The sequence below is a fragment of the Pseudomonas sp. Os17 genome (assembly GCF_001547895.1).
GTDB lineage: Bacteria > Pseudomonadota > Gammaproteobacteria > Pseudomonadales > Pseudomonadaceae > Aquipseudomonas.
In genome coordinates this window covers 3,763,109-3,781,092 of record NZ_AP014627.1, presented here as the reverse complement: position 1 = coordinate 3,781,092, position 17,984 = coordinate 3,763,109, and the positions used below count along the sequence as shown (strand labels likewise).

The 17,984-nt window shown below is 66.3% G+C and carries 12 protein-coding genes; all 12 read right to left on the bottom strand.

The window, feature by feature from the left end; genetic code table 11:
- Positions 1–22 precede the first annotated feature (22 nt).
- On the bottom strand, positions 23–955 hold the full coding sequence (locus POS17_RS16430) for an alpha/beta hydrolase (RefSeq protein ID WP_060839555.1): 933 nt from the start codon (positions 953–955) through the stop codon (positions 23–25).
- A 90-nt stretch (positions 956–1,045) separates the two neighbouring features.
- Positions 1,046–1,987, bottom strand: a complete 942-nt coding sequence (locus tag POS17_RS16425; protein WP_060839554.1) for a choline ABC transporter substrate-binding protein — start codon at positions 1,985–1,987, stop codon at positions 1,046–1,048.
- Between the two features lie 273 nt (positions 1,988–2,260).
- Positions 2,261–4,105 carry an autotransporter domain-containing protein gene (locus POS17_RS16420; protein WP_082729881.1) on the bottom strand — a complete coding sequence of 615 codons (1,845 nt, stop codon included), beginning with the start codon at positions 4,103–4,105 and terminating at the stop codon, positions 2,261–2,263.
- A 631-nt stretch (positions 4,106–4,736) separates the two neighbouring features.
- Complete coding sequence (locus POS17_RS16415; RefSeq protein ID WP_060839553.1) at positions 4,737–5,378, bottom strand: DUF1345 domain-containing protein; 642 nt, start codon at positions 5,376–5,378, stop codon at positions 4,737–4,739.
- Between the two features lie 1,136 nt (positions 5,379–6,514).
- On the bottom strand, positions 6,515–7,141 hold the full coding sequence (locus POS17_RS16410; RefSeq protein WP_060839552.1) for a glutathione S-transferase: 627 nt from the start codon (positions 7,139–7,141) through the stop codon (positions 6,515–6,517).
- Positions 7,138–10,782, bottom strand: coding sequence for an AAA family ATPase (locus POS17_RS16405; protein ID WP_060839551.1), 3,645 nt, complete (start codon positions 10,780–10,782; stop codon positions 7,138–7,140). Before POS17_RS16405 ends, POS17_RS16410 begins: the two co-directional genes overlap by 4 nt.
- Positions 10,779–12,023, bottom strand: coding sequence for an exonuclease SbcCD subunit D C-terminal domain-containing protein (locus tag POS17_RS16400; protein ID WP_060841955.1), 1,245 nt, complete (start codon positions 12,021–12,023; stop codon positions 10,779–10,781). The genes POS17_RS16405 and POS17_RS16400 overlap by 4 nt, the downstream gene beginning before the upstream one ends.
- Positions 12,024–12,109: 86 nt before the next feature.
- A complete protein-coding gene (locus POS17_RS16395) occupies positions 12,110–13,747 on the bottom strand; it encodes a BatD family protein (protein ID WP_060839550.1) in 1,638 nt (545 codons plus the stop codon).
- Complete coding sequence (locus tag POS17_RS16390) at positions 13,744–15,486, bottom strand: vWA domain-containing protein (protein WP_060839549.1); 1,743 nt, start codon at positions 15,484–15,486, stop codon at positions 13,744–13,746. Before POS17_RS16390 ends, POS17_RS16395 begins: the two co-directional genes overlap by 4 nt.
- Positions 15,483–16,559, bottom strand: a complete 1,077-nt coding sequence (locus POS17_RS16385; RefSeq protein ID WP_060839548.1) for a vWA domain-containing protein — start codon at positions 16,557–16,559, stop codon at positions 15,483–15,485. The genes POS17_RS16390 and POS17_RS16385 overlap by 4 nt, the downstream gene beginning before the upstream one ends.
- Positions 16,552–17,046 carry a DUF4381 domain-containing protein gene (locus POS17_RS16380; protein ID WP_060839547.1) on the bottom strand — a complete coding sequence of 165 codons (495 nt, stop codon included), beginning with the start codon at positions 17,044–17,046 and terminating at the stop codon, positions 16,552–16,554. Before POS17_RS16380 ends, POS17_RS16385 begins: the two co-directional genes overlap by 8 nt.
- Complete coding sequence (locus tag POS17_RS16375) at positions 17,043–17,984, bottom strand: DUF58 domain-containing protein (protein ID WP_060839546.1); 942 nt, start codon at positions 17,982–17,984, stop codon at positions 17,043–17,045. The genes POS17_RS16380 and POS17_RS16375 overlap by 4 nt, the downstream gene beginning before the upstream one ends.

Sequence of the window (17,984 nt, the reverse complement as noted above, 5' to 3'; positions counted from 1 at the left end):
GATGGCTGACCAACGGTCGCCCTCAGGGACGCTCCAGGTGCTGCTGCAGGTAGCGCAACAGGGCGCTGTAGAGCGCGTCGACTTCGGCGGCCAGGCCCCTGGCGCGCAGGCAACCGTGCACCAGCCCGAGGCCGGGGTACAGCTGGCTGGCGACCCCGGCCCCGAGCAGGTGCCGGTGATAGCATTCGCCGTCGTCGCGCAGCGGGTCGAACTGCGCCAGGGCGATGAAGGCCGGCGGCAGGCCGCTGAACTGCTCCGCCAGCAGCGGCCGGGCATAGGCCGAGCGCTGTGGCCGGCCGGGCAGGTACAGGGCCTGGAAACAGTCCAGGTCGCTGCTGCTGAGCAGCGGGGCATCGGCGTACTGGCTGCGCGAGGGCAGGTCGGCCGCGCCACCCAGTCCGGGGTAGACCAGCACCTGGGCGGCGGGCAAGGGTTCGGCGGCGTCGCGCAGGGCCAGGCACAGGGCCGCGGCCAGATTGCCCCCGGCGCTGTCGCCCATCACCAGCCGTCGCCGGCTGTCCAGGGGCAGCGGGCTCAGGCCCTGCTCCAGGGCGCGCCAGACCCCCAGGCAATCGTCGAAAGCCGCCGGGAACGGATGTTCCGGAGCCCGTCGGTAGTCCACGGCGATCACCAGTATGTCCAGTTCGTCGGCCAGTGCGGCGCAGATGAAATCGTGGGAGTCCAGGCTGCCCAGCACCCAGCCGCCGCCGTGCAGGTACAGCAGCCAGGGCCAGCCGGACGCGGGGGCCGGGCGGTCCGGGTGATAGGCCCGCAGCGGCACCTTTGCCAGTTGCAGGTCATGCACGGCCAGCCCGGGGGGACGGGGCGGGGTGAAGTCCCGGCACATGCGTTCATAGCTGTCGCGCAGGCCTTTGAGGCTGCTGTCGGCGCTGGTGTAGCTCAGGGTGCGTCGGACGAAGGCCGTCAGCTCGGCGGAAAGCGGGTAATGGCTCATGGATAGCCTCGCTGGGGGTGGGCGCCGGCTTGCTGGCGAAGAGCTGCGTGAGGCGGCCTTCGCCGGCAAGCCGGCTGCTGCGACAGGCGGTTACAGGTGGGCTTTGACCGCCGCCACACCATCGCCGCCGTCGAAGGTGCTCACCCCCGTCAGCCAGCGCTGCAGGTCTTCGGGATGCTCGCGCAGCCACTGTCGGGCCACGTCCTGGGGCGTCTTGCGCTGCATGATCGGCACCATCAGCTGGCTTTCCTGGGCCGCGCTGAAGTTCAGGTTCTGCAGCAGCCGATACACGTTGGGGCAACGCTCGGCGTAGTTCGGCGCGGTGACCGTGGACACCGTGGCCGCCCCCTCGTTGGGGCCGTACACGTCCTCGCTGCCGGTGAGGTAGGTGATGGCCATGTTGATGTTCATCGGGTGCGGGGTCCAGCCGACGAACACCACGAATTCCTTGCGATTGATCGCCCGCTGCACCGCCGCCAGCATCCCGGCCTCGCCGGATTCGATCAGCTTGAAGCCCTTGAGGCCGAATTGGTCGGTGTCGATCATGGTCTTGATCGTGGTGTTGGCGCCGCTGCCGGGCTCGATGCCGTAGATCTTGCCCCCCAGCTGGTCCTTGAAGCGGGCAATGTCGGCGAAGGTTTTCAGCCCCGCCTGGGCCACGTAATCCGGCACCGCCAGGGTCGCCTGGGCGTCCGTGAGGCTGGGCCGGTCCATGACCTTGACCTGCCCGGCCTCGAGGAAGGGCGCGATGTTCTGGTCCATGGCGGGCTTCCAGTAGCCGAGGAAGATGTCCAGGCGCTGGTCGCGAATGCCGGCGAAGATGATCTGCTGCACGGCGCTGGTCTGCTTGCTGTCGTAGCCCAGCCCGGTGAGCAGGACATCGGCCACGGCGCTGGTGGCGATCACATCGGTCCAGTTGACCACTCCCATGCGCACGGTCTTGCAGGACGCGGGCTCGGCGGCCCAGGTGGAGGCACTCAGCAGTGCGCTGGCGCAGAGGACCAGGAAACAACGCTTGAACGGTGTTTTCATCAGAGGATCTCTTCCGGCAGGTGGCTTGTTGTTCTGAGCGGCGTCTTGTCGCGCCGTGCTGGCCACCTTACGTGGCCCCGATGGCCCGGGAAACGCTCTGTAGCGACCGGCTTTTGCACTGTGACGACTGCCCGGGCGCACTTCACGCCCACAGGCTTGTCCAGGTCGCGATCAGCAACAGCCCTGGCGGTGCGCCAGGGCTGGGGTCTTGACGTGCGGTGCAGCCTCGACCGGGCTGATGTGGAGTACCGCGAGACAGGGCGGGAGCCGTTATCAGAACTGATAGGTAAAGGCGGTTTGAATACCGGTCGTGTCATTGCCGCCCGGCTCCTGTGTCCAGAACACACCGGCATGCACGGCGCTGTTCTCGTTCAAGGCATAGCTTGCCCCGGTGCCCGCGGCAAAACGGGTGTCGTGCTGTTTATCGGCCTGGTAGGTATAGCGACCCAGGTAGTCCATGCGCGCTTGAAAGGCGTCCTGGTCTTTGTCCAGGTCCTGGATCAGGCCCAGGCTGGCATTGAGCTCCAGCTGTTTTGTCAGGCGTTTGGCAGTCCGTACGCCGGCGTTCAGGCGGGTCACCGAGCGCTGCATTTTTGCGTAGCTGGCCGCCATGACGGCGCCGCTGTGCTCGCTATAGCCCTGGCGGCTGACTTGAGTCTGGCTGAGGCCGATGTAAGGCGTCACGGTCAGGCTATCGAGCCGCAGGCCATAGCCACCCTCGATGCTGAAGGCCTTGCCACGCAGGCTCGAACGCCCTTGACCGGCGTCGGTATAAGCCAGTTGCTCACGGCGGATATCGACTTTGGAAGACAGATAGGCCGCAGCCAGACGCCCCTGCCAACCCAGGCCCTGGCCCGATTCGTCCATGGCAACGAACATCGCGACTGCGGGTGCGTTGGACCCTGCCTTGGTGTAGTTGTCCGGCAACTGTTGATCGAGGTTCTGGTCCAGGGTGATGCCCACACGCAGATGGTCGCTGGGACGGGCGCCCAGGGTCAGACTCGTCGAGGTCTGGCGAGTCTCGCGGTTTCTGCTGTAGCTGGGGCCAACCCCAATACAGAACGAGCCGCTGTCGATCTGGCACTCCTGGCTCATCAACCGGTCCAGTTGCGCACTGCGCAGGTCCAGGACTCCCCATGCCCGATTGGCGCTTTTGGCCATCGCGCTCCGGGTGTTGTCCAGATCAAGCAGGTGAGTGCCGGTTTCCGTGATCTTCCACAGCGCGGCGTGTAGGTCACCACTCGCCGTGAGGCTCAGGCCGACGGCAATATTGCCGTCGGCGGACACGGCAGTCGCTGCCGAATGTTGGCCGCCTAACGTGCCCAGATCGATCATGCCGTCGGCATCGGTGTGTCTGAAGGCGTGGTTATCGCCCTCTGCGGTAATGGCAAAACCGACGACAACGCGGCCGTCGGCGGATGCCGCGCTAGCACTGGAGTCGCCCCCCCAGGAGCCGAGCTCGACCATGCCGTTGGCGTCAGTGTGTTTGAACGCTTGAGTACCGCCGGTGATAGTTTCCGAACTGCCCACGACCACCTGGCCGTCGGCGGATATTCCCAGAGCCTGGGAAGATGTTCCGCCGAGGGTGCCCAGGTCGGTCATGCCGTTGGCATCGGTGTACTTGAACGCGTGTTGTACGTTCGAATCCGTATCGATGTCCGACTGCCCGACGACGACGCTACCGTCGCCGGACACCGCAGTTGCAAGGGAGTCGCCACTGTTGTCTGCCTTCAAGGTCCCCAGATCGATCATGCCGGTCGCCTCCGTGTGCTTGAAGGCACGAGTCCTCCCTTGGAGATTCAAGGAGTCGCCAACCACCACGGCGCCGTCAGCGGATACGCCATTGGCGCTGGATGATGCGCCGCCCAGTGTGCCTAGATCGATCATGCCGGTCGCATCGGAGTGCTTGAAGGCATGAGCCGAGGCCGGGGTAGCCGCTTTTCCCACGACCACACTGCCATCGGCGGATATGGCATGGGCATAGGCATGGTTCCCACCCAGGGTCCCCAGATCGACCATGCCAGTCGCATCGCTGTATTTGAATGCGCGATCTTGGCCTGTGGGTAATGTTTTGTTTACCGCGATTAGACGACCGTCGGCAGAGACGCCGAAGGCCATAGAGTACTCGTTACTCAAAGAACCTAAATCAATGCTGTCGATTGCAGTGATCGCATGGGACTGTACTGAATAAGTGACGCTGTATAGCAGGGTAATAGCTGTTATTACGGATGGGTATTTCAACGTTGTAACCTTTTGGCGAAGCAGAAAACACAACAGTCTGTGGAAGTTACAGGCTGCTTTTGGGGTGGCTGTTTGCTGTTGGGCCCATGGATTGGGTGCGCGGGCGCTCTATTGCAAGTGCTTTCGTCATTTGGACATGGCGAGGTCGGCAAACTTCAGGTTCGGGGAAAAGGGGGGATTAGTTGAAGGCGAGGGACTAACGTTAAGAAGTTAGTTGGCTAAATCCAGGGCTGTAAAAGGCGGCTATTTTATTTTTAGTAAGAGGGTGGGTCTTTAAGATGATTCTTAAATTGCTCTTGAAGTGTTGGGGCGATTTGTTTGGAAGGTCGATCAGCACAACTGAATTTAGTTGCTTGGTATTGGCGGTCGTTTGAATAAGATCAACTAGGCTTACCCAGCCTTACCCAGCCTGACACTCGCTATATGGCATCTCGGACGAAGCCGTCGCGATTCTCACGGACGATCCCGCGAAGCTGCCAGGACTGGGCTCAAGCCGTCTCGTACCGGTTCAGCTGAACAGCCCGGCGGCAATGTTGATGGAAAAACCGAGGATCGCGGTGTTGAACAGAAAGCCGATCAAGGACTGGGCGAGGACGATCTTGCGCAGCTCGCGGGTGGCGACACCGACGTCCGAGGTCTGCACCGCCACGCCGATGGTGAAGGAGAAGTACAGGAAGTCCCAGTAGTCCGGGTCGATCGGGCCTTCGGCAAAGCGCAGCGCCGGTTCCTGGCCGTCCCAGGTGTAGTACAGGCGCGCGTAGTGCAGGCTGAAGATCACCCCGACCAGCAGCCAGGAACCGATCACCGTCAACCCTGTAAAGGCGTAGTGGACCAGCCGCCGGGTGCTGTCCAGGTCCTTGCTGCCGACCAGTTCCAGGGTGATCGCCACCAGGCTGGCGATAGCGGCGATGCACACGATGAGCAACACCAGCCCGGCGTTTTCGTCCTCGGCTTCGGCGATGCGCTTCACCTGGTCGGCGCGAGCGCGCAGGGTCAGCCAGAACATCAGCAGCAGGTAAGTCCAGACGGCGGCGTTCCAGCCGATGAGGATCTTGCTGGTGAGGGTCGCGGCGGGGGCGAAGAGGCCGACGGCGCAGCCGATCAGTACGCCGATGGTTAAGCGAGGGTGGGTGCGGATTACGACGGACATGGGGGCTCGTGGCGTTGGGGCTGAAGGAGGGGAACATTAGCATGTGGGGCGGTGGGGGTTATGTTCTGGGCGTGTGCTGGGAGGGGGCATATCCGTTGCTGCGGGTGTGGCGGCTGGTGGTTTCGCCTTTACGGCGAGTTTGAGGGGGTACATACCCGTTGCTGTGGGTGTGGCCACTTACGGTTTCGCCCTTACGGCGAGTGGGACGGTGTGCATATCCGTTGCTGCGGGTGCGGCCACTTAGGGTTTCGCCCTTACGGCGACTTACTTTTTTCAAACGCCAAAAAAGTAAGCAAAAACGCTTGCCCCTCCATACGGCCCCTCGCTGGGGCTCGGGGTTCCCTCTCTCCGGCATTGCTCCGGGGGCCCGCCGCCAACCGGCCATCCATGGCCGGGTGGCGGCTAGCTCGGCATCCCTGCCGAGCTGCCCCCTACGCAACGCCTGCGCTCGGCCTGCTGGGAAGGGGCCTGAAGATCAAGATCAAAAGCCAAAGCCAAGTTGCGCAGGCTGGCTCCTTGTAGCCGCTGCCGAAGGCTGCGAACGAGCGCTCGCGCTCGCAAAACCAGGCGGCGCGATAGGTCAGGAATATCGGGGAGGCAGGTTTAGCGTCTCCTGCGGAGCCGGTCGCAGCCTTCGGCAGCGGCTACATGTAACGCGAACGGCAATGAAACAGGTCGGCCGGTAGGCCGCCGTCAGATGTTGATCTTGATCTGGTTTTTGATCTTCCTGCCCCCTTAAACACGATGGCCGAACGCAGGCATTGAGCCGTGGGTAACCCGGCAGGACGCTGGGTTAGCCGCACTGGGCCATGGATGGCCCATTGCGGCGGCCCACGGATCAATGCCGGAGTGAGGGCATGCCTCGCTATGCGAGGCACCGAGTGGAGGGGCAGGAGCCTTTGGTTACTTTGGGCTGGCCGGCATTCCGGGTTTCAAAGTGACTCGCTGTAAGAGCGAAACCGCCAGTGGCCGTGACCGCAGGAATGGATATGTACCCCCTCCCACTCGCTGTAAGAGCGGAACCGCCAGCGGCCGCACCCGCAGAAACGGATATGTACCCAACCCCGCTGTAAAAGCGGAACCATAAGCCGCTACACCCGCAGCCCCGGATATGTACCCAACCCCACAACAAAAACTCACGCCAAAGTCTTGGCCATGACCCCCACAAACAACTTCGATTCAAGAAACACCTGCAACCACTCCTGCAACGCAGGATAAGGCGTCTGCGCAAACCACTCCCGGTCCACATGAGCAAACTGGCGAACAAACGGCAGCAGGGCCATGTCCGCCAAGCTCGGATGCGCCGCCAGCAGATAGCGTCGCTCCTGCAGCAGGCGCTCCAACTGCGCCAGAAACACCTCGCCCTGGGCCCGGTAATGCTCCATGGGCGCTTCGGGATAACGCTCGGCGTACTTGTAGCGATTGAGGTGCACCTTGAACACCTGATCATTCTCGGCAATCAAGGCCGCCATCTGTGTCTGGGCCTCGGGGGCGCCGATGAGCCGCCAGTTGTCCGGATCATGCTGCTCCAGCGCCCAGTGCATGATCTCCATGCTCTCATCGATCACCCGCCCATCCACCGCCAGCACCGGCACCGTGCCCTTGGGCGACAGAGCCAGCATCTCGGCCGGCTTGGCCTTGAGGCTGACCTCGACGATCTGCACGGGCACCTGGGCATAGCGCAGCGCCAGTCGCGCGCGCATGGCGTAAGGGCAGCGGCGGAACGAGTAGAGGGTCGCCTCGGGCATCGGCCGCGTGCTCATTTCACCTCCAGGGTGCTCAGGCCGTTGCCCTGGCGGCTGACCTGGATCTGCACCGGGATCCGTTCGTGCATTTCCTGCACGTGGGAAATCACCGCGACCTTGCGCCCCTGGGCCTGCAGGCCGTCGAGGGCGTCCATGGCCAGTTGCAGGGACTCGGGGTCGAGGCTGCCGAAACCTTCGTCGATGAACAGCGATTCGATCTTCAGGGTGCTGGAGGCCATGGACGCCAGCCCCAGGGCCAGGGCCAGGGACACCAGGAAGGTTTCGCCGCCGGACAGCGAGTGCACCGAGCGCAGTTCATCGCCCATTTCGGTGTCCAGCACCAGCAGGCCGAGCATGCTGCCGCCGCGCTTGAGGCGGTAGCGCCGCACCAGCTGGCGCAGTTGGGCGTTGGCGTGGTGCACCAGCAGGTCGAGGTTGTAGGCCTGGGCGATCTTGCGGAAGGTGTCGCCGGTGGCCGAGCCGATCAGGGCATTCAGGCGGGCCCAGCGCTGCCATTGCTGGTAGGCGTCGTGGATCTGCTGGCCCAGGGCCTGATTGGCCTCCTGGCGGCGCTGGTCCTCGCTTTGCCGGGCGCGCAGTTCCGCCACCTGCTGTTCGCTGGCGAGGGCTTGTTGCTGCAGCCCTTCAAGGGCCTGGGCCAGTTGCCCGGCCTCCAGGTTGCCGTTGTGCTGGGCCTGGTGCTGTTGCAGGCGTTGCTGACGCTCCTGGAGCAGGACCTTGGCTTGTTCGATGGCCTTGTCGTTGGCCTGCAGGTGCTGGCGCAGTTGCTGGACCTGTTCCTCGTCCAGTTCCAGCAGCTGTTGCAGGCCGCTGTCGTCCAGCTCCGGATGCTGGGCACGCCATTGTTCGATGCTGCCGGCCAGTTGCTGTCGTTCGCTGTCCAGGGCTTGCAGACGCTCTTGCCGGGCCTTGAGCTCGGCGCTCAGTTGGATCAGTTGCTGCTGCAGCTCCTGCTGCTCGTGCTGGGCCTTGGCCTGGGCGCTGCGGGCCTGTTCCACGGCTTGATCGAGCTGTTGCTGCCAGAGCTCGGCGCTAGGGTGCGACCCCAGCAGGGCGGCCAGCCGGTCCTGGCAGGCCTGGTGCTGTTGGCTCAGGGCGTCGAGCTGCTGCTGAGCGTCGCTCAGTTGCTGCTGGCGGGTCAGTTGGCGGTCCTGTTCCTTGTCCAGCAGCAGTTGGCGCTGCTGCTGTTCTTCGGCTTCATCCTGGCGCTCGCGCAGTTGTTCGATGCGTTGCAGCACCTGCTGGTCCAGTTGCATGAAGGTGCTGGCCGGATCACGGCGCAGGCCTTCGAGCACCTCGGCCGGCAGCAGGTTGTTGAAGCTGCCCAGTTCTTCTTCGAGACGCTGTTGGTCGGCGGCCAATTGCTCCTGCTGCTTGTGCAGATGCTGGGCCGCCTGCTGGCTGGCGTCTTGTGCTTGCTGCAACTGCTGCTGGAGCCGCGTGGCGTCCTTTTGCAGGGTCAGCAAGGCATCCAGGCGGCTTTCATCCTGGGTGATGCTCTGTTGCAACTGTTCCAGTTGCTGGCGTAGCCAGGCATCGCGTCGCGCCGGGTCCTGGTCCAGCAGGCTGGCACTCTGCGGGTGGGCTTGCAGGCTGGGGGCCAGCGCCTGTTGCTGGCTGGCCAGTTGTTCCTGTTGCTGGAGGAATTCCTTCTGCTGGGCGATCAGGCCCTGGACCTGGGCCCGCAATTCGTTGAGCTGTTCCTTGAGCCTGTCCACCGCCTGGCGGGCGTTGGCTTCTTCGCTTTCGTCATGGCGCCCCAGGCTTTGCAGCAGGGCTTCGGGCTGGTGATAGGGGTGCTCGACGCTGCCGCACACCGGGCAGGGCTGGTCGTCCTGCAACTGCCCGCGTAGCTCCTCGACACTGGCACTGCGGGCCAGGCGCTGGCGCTCCAGCAAGGCCTGGGTGACGCTCAGGGTCTGCTCGGCGACGCTCAGTTCGGCCTTGGCTTGCAGGCCGGCCTGGTTCAGCGCCTCGCGCTGGGCGGCCACGGCTTGCTGCTTGTCTTGCAGGGCCCGGCCGCGCTGGTCCAGTTCCTGTTGCTGGGCCCAGAGCCGTGCCAGCTCTTCCGTGGCCCGTTGTTGCTTGCGGTTGTCCTTGAGCAGGCCGTCCAGCAATTGGATCTGCTCGGCCACGGCCTGGGGTTCGGCACCGGCTTCGCTGTAGAGCAATTCAAGGTGGGAACGTTGTTCGGCCAGTTGCTGAGCCGCGGTGCCGGCCCGCTGTTCCAGGGCTGGCAATTCGGCCTGGCCCTGATTCAGGCGGTTGCCGATCAGCATCAGTTGCTGCAGGCGTTCGCGGTAGAGCGTCCAGGCTTCGCTCAAGGGGGCGAGGGCGGCGCTGTGCGCCAACTGCCCGGCAATCCGCTCCAGGCGCTCACCCACCAGACGCTGCTTCTCCAGCAGTTGGGCAATGCTTTGCTGGCCTTGGGCACTGACGCTTTGCGCGCGGTCACGGGTTTCGCCGGCCTCGCTCAGGCTCTGGCCAAGACGGCTCAGATTGGCCTGTTCGGCAAAGGCTTCGCGCAGCAGCGGCGCGCTGTCGCTGTGCTGGCTCTGGGCCTGGGTCAGGGCGCTGTCGGCGTCGAGCACGTGCTGTTGCAGCTGTTGGTGACGTTGTTGCAGCTCAACCTGTTGCGCGGCCTGCTGCTCGATCTGTTGGCCCAGGGGCTCCAGTGCTTGGTGCAGCTCGATCTGGCGCAGGAACTGGTGGCGCTGCGGCGCCAGTTGTTCCAGACGCTGCAGGCGCAGGCGCTCTGGGGCCAGAGCCAGGGCCTGCTGCTCGGCCTGTTGCAACTGCTCGGCGGCGTCCTGTCGGGCCTGCTGCCACTGTCCCAGCTCCTTGAGCCAGCTGTGCTGGGCCTCCAGTTGCTTGAGCCGGGCCTGCTGCTCCTTGAGCTGCTGCCGGGCGGCGTCGAACTGTTGATCCAGCTCGGCCCGGGCTTCGGGGTCCAGCGGGGTGATGCCGCTGGCCTGGGCCTTGAGTTCCTTGTGGACCTCTTCGGCCTCCTTGCTCTTGCTGTAGGCGCGCCGCCCCAACTGGCTGTAGATCGAGGTGTTGGTGAGCTTTTCCAGCAGCTCGCTGCGTTCCTTGTCATCGGCCTTGAGGAAGGCGCTGAACTCGCTCTGGGCCAGCATCACCGCGCGGGTGAATTGCTCGAAGTTGAGCCCCAGGCGGGCCTCGATCAACTGCTTGTATTCGCTCTTGCTCTGGTTGCTCAGCAGTTGTTCGCTGTCCAGGTCGGTGAGGTTCTGCCGGCTGGCCTGCAGCTTGCCGTTGGCCTTGTCGCGGGCGCGGTTGGCCTCCCAGCGGGCGCGGTAGCGGCGCCCGTCAATGCCGACAAAGTCCACCTCGGCATAGCCGCTGCCGCTGCCCCGGCGCAGCAGGGTGCGCGGGTCGCTGGTGAGGATCTCGCTGTCGACCTCGGGGACCTTGGTCTCGCGGCCGATGTTGTTCAGCCGCGGCACCGCGCCGAACAGCGCCAGGCACAGGGCGTCGAGCAGGGTGCTCTTGCCGGCGCCGGTCGGCCCGGTAATGGCAAACAGCCCGGCGCTGGCCAGGGGCTCGGCGGTGAAGTCGATCTCGAACGGCCCGGCCAGGGAGGCCAGGTTCTTCAGGCGGATGGCCAGGATCTTCATGGCTGTTCCCCTTCTTGCTGCACGTCCTGCAACAGCAGGGCGAAATCCTTGAGGGTGGTGTCGTCCACCTCGTTGCCGTAGGCGTCGCGCCAGGCCCGGCGGAACAGTTCTTCGGGGCTCAGTTGATCCAGTTCGATCAGCTCGGCGCCGCTGTCTTGCGCGTCGCGTCCGCCCTTGCCGGCGTATTCGGCGGCAATCCGTACCAGGCGCACGGCCTTGCCTTGCAGGGCGCTTTCCACTTGCTGGCGCAGGTCCGGCTGCGGTTCGTCCAGACGTACCCGCACTTCCAGCCAGGGCTGGCGCTGTTCTTCGGCCAGAAGGTCGATGTCCGGCAGCTCGCCGAGCTGGTCGAGGATTTCTCCGAGGGGCGCCGGGCCCAGGCGTTGCAGGTTCACCGCCCGGGGAATCAGCCGCGGTTCGACGCTGACCAGGGTCTCGCCGTCCAGGCGCACATCGAGGATCTGGTGCTGATAGCCGATCTCGGAAAACGACAGCGGGATCGGCGAGCCGCTGTAGCGGATGCGCTCCTCGCCATTGACCTTCTGCGGCTGGTGCAGGTGCCCCAGGGCCACGTAGCTGATGTCCGCGCCGAACAGGCTGGCGGGCAGGGCCTCGGCGTTGCCGATGATCAGGCTGCGCTCGGAATCTTCCGAGATTGAGCCGCCGGCCATGTGGGCGTGGCTCACCGCCACCAGGGCCTGGCCCGGCTGGCGCTTGGCGTTGGCCGCGGCGATCAGCCATTCATGGACCTGGGCGATGCCCTTGAGGTAGTCGTCGCCCCGTTGCGGGCCGGTGACTTCCGCTGGCCGCAGGAACGGCAGCGCCAGGCACCAGGCGCGGACCGCGCCACTGGCGTCGGGCAGCGGCAGCAGCAGGCGTTCGACATCCAGCTGGCCGTCATCCAGCCACAGCACCCGGCCCAGGGCGTGGGTGCGCAGGCGCCGCATCAGGGGCGCCGGCAGTTCGATGCGCGAGCCGGAGTCGTGGTTGCCGGCGATCATCACCACGGTCAGGGCCGGCTGTTGTTCGTGGGCGCTGACGATGAAGTCGTAGAGCCGCTCCTGGGCTTTGACCGGCGGGTTGACGGTGTCGAAGATGTCGCCGGCGATCAGCAGCACATCCGGCTGCTCATGCTTGAGCTGACGCAGCAGCCACTCAAGGAAGCAGGCGTGTTCGAAGTCGCGTTCCTGGCCGTGGAGGTTCTGGCCCAGGTGCCAGTCGGAGGTGTGAAACAGACGCAAGGCAAACTCCAGGTAAAGCAGCGGCAAGTGGCAAGCGGCAAGCTACGAGCTGCTTGAGGCTTGCAGCTCGCCGCTTGCGGCTGCCGTTATTTGGGGTAGAGCGGTGGCAGGCTGGTGGTGTCCGTCAACGGGTCCTGGACCCGCTCGTTGATGGGAATGGCGCGGATTGCCCGCCACAGCTCCTCACCTTGCCAATACTGGCCGGTTTCGCTGTAGAGGGCGCCGTTGAGGCCGTCCAGGGCATCGGACAGCGGGATGAATCGCGCCGCCATGTCGGCCAGGGTTTCCGGTTGCTGGCGCGCCCAGGCGTCCAGGGCCTGGCGGGTGGTCTGCGGGTCGTTGGCCTGACAGGCGCGCTTGAGGTCGTCCAGCAGCGAGCGTGGGCTCGGGCCGGTCTGGGTGGCGCGCAGCACCGCCGGTTGCGAGCGTGCCCGCCACCACAGGCCGAAGCCCAGGAGGGTGGTGCAGGCCAGCAGCAGGGTGCTCAGTTGCCAGGGCCAGAGCGGACCATCGTTGCTGCCGGCCGGGGGCGTGCCGGCCGGGGTATCCACCACCAGGCTCGGGTTGTTCGCCACTTGCAGGCTGCGGGCCGGCAGGCGGGTGAGTTCCAGGCGCTCTTCCTGGGTGTTCCACCAGGTCACTTCCAGGCCCGGCAAATTCACTTCGCCGGTGCGGGTCGGCACCAGCGCCTGGCGCTCTTCGCGAATGCCCAGCAGGCCCTGCTCGACGTGCTGGTTGCTCAGTTGCGGCTGGTCGGGGTAGCTGCGCAGGCCGTTGACCTCGGGCTGGGGCAGGGGCGGCAGTTGGGTGCTGGACAGGCCTTCGGCGCGCAGGGTCAGGGTGCGGGTCAGGGAGTCACCGACCTGCGGGTGATCGGGCTCCGGGTTCCAGCTTTCAGTCAACTCCAGGCGGCGCGCCGGCAGCCAGGGGACGTCGGCGGGATAGCCGGCGGGCTTGCCCAGCACGTCCAGGCTCATGGGCTCGGAGCTCACATGGATCAGCTTGCCGGGCTTGGGAGCCTGGGGCGCGGGTTCCTGGTCGTTGCCCGGGTTGGCCAGGGTGGCGCTGAAGGTCAGCGCCGGGATCTGCAACTGGCCGCTGCGCTGGGGGTACAGGGCGTAGCGCATCTCGATCACCCCGTGACGCACGCCATTGATGAGTTTTTCGTAGGTGCGTGGCTCGCCCAGTTGCTCGACCCGGGCATCGTCGAGTTGCAGGGGGCTGAGGTTGCTGTCGTCGAACAGTGGCACCGAATGGTAGATGTGCAGGGTCAGCAGGGCCTGGGCCTGGACGTAGACCTTGGGGCGGTCGAGTTCGGCCTTGATGAACACCGGCTCCAGCCGGGCGTCCTGGTCCTGGGCCGCCCCGGCGTTGACTTGCAGGCTCAGGGCCTGGCTGTGCAGATTGCCCAGTTGCAGCGGGGCGATCTCCAGGGTGCCGAGCTGGCGCGGCAGCAGGGTGATGATCCAGCGGGTGCTGGCGTGGTTGTCGCCCAGGCTGTTGAGCTGGTTGACCTGGCGTGTGCCGCGCACTTCGAACTGACTGTCCAGAGGCGTGAGATCGGGCTTGCCGAACTGGGTGACGTCGGTGGACTCCAGGGTCAGCTCGACGGTTTCCCCGGCGTTCACCTGGCTGCGGTCCAGGCTGGCGGACAGCCCGGCAGCCTGGGACGGGGCAGTCCAGAACGCGAGGGCTAGCAGAAGGGCGGCGGTGCAGCGGGTCATCGAGTTTTTCCCTGATCCTGATGTTGTTGCTGTTCGTACCAGAATTTACGCCTCAGCAGTTCGCCCGGATCATCCGGGATCTTGCGCAGCCATTGTTCCAGCGCCTGCTGGTGTTCGGCGTCCAGGCTGTCCTGGGCCGGACGCAGCGGGGTGGTGGTGTGCTGGTCGTCCAGTTCGCTGCCGGGCACCTCGCTGTGGCCGTTGCCCGGTGGCGGCGGCGCCGTGGCCTCGCCGGTTTCGGTCGCGGTCTGCCCGGCGTTGTCCGGGGGTTCGCTGCCGCTGGCCGGCTGAGTCGCGGCGCCGCTGGGCCCGGCGTTGTTGCTCTCGTCGCTGTCGGGGTTCTGCGGCTTTTGCGGCGCGGTCGGCGGCGCAGTCTGCTGCTGTTGCAACAGGCTTTGCACCAGGGCCTTGTTGTACAGGGCCGGTTGCAGGTCCGGCTGGCGTTCCAGGGCTTGCTCGTAGGCGTCCAGGGCCGCTTCCAGTTCGCCGCTGCGGGCCAGGGCATTGCCGCGATTGTAGTGGGCGCGGGCGTCATTGCCTTCGGCAAAGCGCTCGGCGGCGGCATTGTAGTTGCCGGATTCGTACAGGGCCACGCCTTGCCATTGCGGGTCCTGGAAGCGCCGCGCCGCTTCGGCCGGGCGCTGCTGCTCCAGCAGGCGCCGGCCCTGCTGGTCGGGACGCAGCCACAGGTCTTGCAAGTCGAAGGCGTAGCTCGGTTGCGGCGCGGCCAACAGCAGCAGCGGCAGGCAGAACAGCCAGCCCCGGCGCCCGGCGCAGGCGGCCAGCAACAGCAGCGGCAGCAACAGCCAGTAGCCCTGGTCGGCCCAGGTGTCCAGGCGCAGGGTCTGGCCGTCGTTGCGCAATCCCTGGGGGCCGCCCAGCAGGCCCAGGCCCTTGAGGTCGCTGTCGTCCAGGCGCGCCTGACGGTAGCGGCCGCCGACCTCGCCGATGAACTGCTTGAGGTCCGGGCTGTCCAGGCGCGACACCAGGATCGCCCCCAGGTCGTCCTTGAGGTAGCTGCCGTCTTCCAGGGTCACCGGGGCGCCGTCGCGGCTGCCCAGGCCCAGCATCAGCAACTGCGGCGCGTCACCGCTCAGGGCCTGGCGGATGCCCTGGCGCTCCTGTTCGCTGAGGGACGCGGCCATCAGCAGCACCCGGCCCTGGCCCAGGGCGCCCTGGTCCAGCAGCTTGAGGGCCTTGAGCAGGGCCAGGTCGGCGCGCTGGCCGGGCTGGGGCATGATCGACGGTTTCAGCGCGTCCAGCAGATTGCGGCTGGTGGCCAGGTCGTCGGACAGCGGCACCAGGGTGTGGGCGCTGCCGGCATAGACCACGATCGCGGTCTGGGCGTCGCTGCGCGCTTGCAGCAGGTCCAGCAACTTGTGCCGGGCCTGCTCCAGGCGGTTGGGCGGCACGTCGCTTGCGAGCATCTGCGGGGTCAGCTCCAGCAGCACCACCAGCGGGTCGGCGGGTTTCTGGCTGGTCTGTTCCACGCGCTGCCAGCCGGGGCCGAGCAGGGCCAGCACCGCCAGCAGCCAGGCCAGGCCCAGGGCCACCCAGGGCAGCTTGCTTTCGCGGCCGTTGCCGCCGCTGAGCAGGGCAGCGTGAAAGGCCGGCGGCAGGATCATCTGCCAGCGTCCGGCGCGCTTCTGCCGGTGCCACAGCTTCCACAGCAGCAGGGCCAGCAGCGGCAGCACCAGCAACCATCCGGGCCGGAACCAGTGGGGCCAGAGACTGATCATCGACGCCTCCGCAAGCGCAGGCGCTTGAGCCGCTGGCGCCAGTCATGGGCAGGCAGCAGGAAATTCGACTCGCTGAAGAAACGCTGCAGCGGGTTGTGCGGCCAGCGCTCGCGCAGCACCAGCAGCACGCTGAGCAGCAGGGCGGCCGCCAGGGGCCAGTGGTACAGGGCCTGGGCCGGGCGGGCCTGGGTCGGTTGCTGGGCCACCGGCTCCAGTTGGTCGAGGGTTTCCTTGATGGCCTGCAGCTCCTGGCCGTCATGGGCGCGGAAGTAGCGCCCGCCGGTGACCTCGGCCAGCTCCTTGAGCGCCGGTTCGTCCAGGTCCAGGCTCGGGTTGAGCCCCAGTACCCCGAGCGTGGCGCTGTCCTGCGGGTCGGCGCCGATGCCGATGGGGTAGATCTTCACCCCTTCCGCGGCGGCCAGCCGGGCGGCGGTGATCGGTGCGATCTCGCCGCCGTTGTTGGCGCCGTCGGTGACCAGGATCAGCACCCGGCTCTGCGCCGGACGCTGGCGCAGGCGCTTGAGGGCCAGACCGATGGCGTCGCCGATGGCGGTGTTCTTGCCGGCGATGCCGATCTTCGCCTCGTCGAGCCAGATACGTACCGTGCGCCGGTCGAAGGTCAGGGGCGCTTGCAGATAGGCCTTGCTGCCGAACAGGATCAGGCCAACCCGGTCACCCTCGCGATGTTCGAGAAAGTCCCCCAGCAGGTGCTTGACCAGGCTCAGGCGGCTGACGTCTTCGTCCTGCCACTGCATGTCGGGAAAGTCCATGGAGCCGGACACGTCCACCGCCACCAGCAGGTCGCGGCCACTGGCGGCCACCGGCAGCGGTTCCCCCAGCCATTGCGGGCGGGCCGCGGCCAGCAGCAACAAGACCCAGAGCAGGACGAAGCGGACCTGCTGGCGCCAGGCCGGCATGTGGGCCCGGGCCCGGCGCCGCGACAGACCTTCCAGATCACTGAGAAAACTCACCTTCAGCGCCGGTTCGCCGCTGTCGGCCACCGGCAGCACCAGGCGCAGCAGCCAGGGCAGCGGCAACAGGGCGAAGATCCACGGCCAGGCGAACTCAAACATGCTTGCGAATCCAGGTGTCCACCGCCTGGGTCAGGCCGGCGATGGCTTTGTCGTCGAGCTTGCACTCGGGTTTGTAGGCGCCTTCCACCAGCACCATCCAGCGGGTCAGGCCGGCGGCGGGGCAGCGGTTGTCGAGAAACGCCAGCCACTTGCGGCCATTGAGGGTATGGCTCTGGCTGTAGGGATAGTGGTTGCGGCACAGGCGCTTGAGCAGGGCATTGAGGGCCTGCAGCCAGGCGCCGGCCGGGGCGCCGTCATAGGGCTTGGGCAACAGCGCCAGTTCCGCCAGGGCGGCCAGGCGCACCGGGTCCAGGGGTTGTTCGCGGCGAGGGCGGGTGGTCTTGCGCGGCCACAGGTGGCGCCAGCGCCACAGGGCCAGGCCCAGCAGCGGCAGGACCACCGCCAGCACCCACCAGCCCGGGGCCGGTGGCCACAGGCCGATATCCGGCGGCGGCAGCAGCGGTTGCAGTTGTTCCAGGCTGCTCATCGGCCGGCTCCCGGGCGCTGCGGATTGAGGTACTCGCGCAGTTGCTCGACCATTTCGCTCTGGGTGCTCAGGGGCATCAGCAGCACCCGCAGTTTTTGCGCCAGGCGTTCCCAGCGGGCGATGCGCGCCTCGCTCTGGGCCCGGTAGGCCTGGCGCAGTTCGTAGTTCAGGGTGTCCAGTTCCAGCTGCGCGCCGCGTTCGGCAAAGCGCAGCAGGCCGGCGGCGGGCAGGGCGTGGTCGAGGGGATCGGACAACGGCATCAGCAGCAGGTCGCAATGGCGCGACAGCAGGCTCAGCTGTTGCTCGGCGGCGTCGCTCAAGGCGCGCTCGTCGCAGATCACGATCACCAGGCTGCCGGGACGCAGCACTTCGCGCCCGCGCAGCAGCGCGGTGCCCAGGGCATCGCGCTGGGGCTGGGCTTCGCTGTGCAGCGACTGGTTGACCCGCACCAGGCGGTTGAGCAGCTGCAACAGGCTCTGCTTGCTGCGCCGGGGCTTGATCTCGTAGTGCTCGTCGTCGCCGTAGACCAGCCCGCCGACCCGGTCGTTATGGCCCAGGGCGGCCCAGCCGATCAGGCTTGCGGCCTGGGCGGCGAGCACCGACTTGAACATCAGCCCGGAGCCGAAGAACAGCTGGCGGCTCTGCTCGACCATGATGAAGATCGGCCGCTCGCGCTCCTCGTGGAACAGCTTGGTGTGGGGTTCCTGGGTGCGCGCGGTGACCCGCCAGTCGATGGTGCGCACGTCGTCGCCGGCCTGGTAGACCCGCACCTGGTCGAAGTCCACGCCGCGCCCGCGCAGCTTGGAGTGGTGCAGGCCGATCAGCGGGCTGCGCTGGCTCGGGGTGGAGAACAGCTGCACCTCGCGCACGCGGTGGCGCATCTCGATCAGTTCACCGAGGGTGATGCGAATGCCGGGTTCGGCAACGGGCTGGGTCAT

Bases quoted from the DNA above. Each gene is read 5' to 3' on its own strand.
- POS17_RS16430 (WP_060839555.1), bottom strand. From the start codon at position 955: ATGAGCCATTACCCGCTTTCCGCCGAGCTGACGGCCTTCGTCCGACGC.
- POS17_RS16425 (WP_060839554.1), bottom strand. From the start codon at position 1,987: ATGAAAACACCGTTCAAGCGTTGTTTCCTGGTCCTCTGCGCCAGCGCA.
- POS17_RS16420 (WP_082729881.1), bottom strand. From the start codon at position 4,105: ATGGCCTTCGGCGTCTCTGCCGACGGTCGTCTAATCGCGGTAAACAAA.
- POS17_RS16415 (WP_060839553.1), bottom strand. From the start codon at position 5,378: ATGTCCGTCGTAATCCGCACCCACCCTCGCTTAACCATCGGCGTACTG.
- POS17_RS16410 (WP_060839552.1), bottom strand. From the start codon at position 7,141: ATGAGCACGCGGCCGATGCCCGAGGCGACCCTCTACTCGTTCCGCCGC.
- POS17_RS16405 (WP_060839551.1), bottom strand. From the start codon at position 10,782: ATGAAGATCCTGGCCATCCGCCTGAAGAACCTGGCCTCCCTGGCCGGG.
- POS17_RS16395 (WP_060839550.1), bottom strand. From the start codon at position 13,747: ATGACCCGCTGCACCGCCGCCCTTCTGCTAGCCCTCGCGTTCTGGACT.
- POS17_RS16390 (WP_060839549.1), bottom strand. From the start codon at position 15,486: ATGATCAGTCTCTGGCCCCACTGGTTCCGGCCCGGATGGTTGCTGGTG.
- POS17_RS16385 (WP_060839548.1), bottom strand. From the start codon at position 16,559: ATGTTTGAGTTCGCCTGGCCGTGGATCTTCGCCCTGTTGCCGCTGCCC.
- POS17_RS16380 (WP_060839547.1), bottom strand. From the start codon at position 17,046: ATGAGCAGCCTGGAACAACTGCAACCGCTGCTGCCGCCGCCGGATATC.
- POS17_RS16375 (WP_060839546.1), bottom strand. From the start codon at position 17,984: ATGACCCAGCCCGTTGCCGAACCCGGCATTCGCATCACCCTCGGTGAA.